1 protein-coding gene is annotated in these 521 nt (G+C 48.9%); it reads right to left on the reverse strand.

The genetic code is table 11. The features are described 5' to 3' along the window. A partial coding sequence (locus tag ACLD7X_RS18320; protein WP_411425117.1) for a carboxypeptidase-like regulatory domain-containing protein occupies positions 1-492 on the reverse strand: 492 nt, incomplete at its 3' end. Between the last annotated feature and the right edge of the window lie 29 nt (positions 493-521).

A 521-nucleotide genomic window follows, 5' to 3' on the forward strand; every position in this document is an offset into this window, starting at 1 on the left:
CTCCACCGCTGTGAATACCATCTCTCCATCAAGTGTGGGTGATTGCATCGTCACTTTTACTGCTTTTCCATCCGCCGAAGGAACCGAGGATACTGTACCTGATTTACCACCCGGTACCATCGCGATATCGTACGAAGAGCTCTGAAATTTTTGATTTACTTTCAGTTCCATTTCCCCGATACCCGGATAGGCCACTTTCAGATCAGTACCGGCGGGTACTTTCATTTTGAACCTACCTTCGGCGTCCGTGGTGGTACCTAGTTTCTGGTTGGCATCCGATATCAGAGCACCTTGCAAAGGCTTTCCATCGGGTCCTTTCACGGTGCCTTCTACATTGATTTTTCCGCTTACGTTTTTGTTGCTGCTATTGGCAGCGGTAGGTACCACCTCCCGCTCGCAGGAAGCTACTACCAGGGACACAAAGCCAATGAACAGGGCCACGGCAGCGTACTTGCCCAGCGACCAGTTGGAGTTTTTATTTTTGTAAAGCATGGTTATTCGGGATTTTAGGAGTGAAGAAT

Origin of the sequence: Aphanothece microscopica RSMan92, from assembly GCF_046613545.2 — a bacterium.
Lineage (GTDB): Bacteria > Cyanobacteriota > Cyanobacteriia > PCC-6307 > Cyanobiaceae > NIES-981.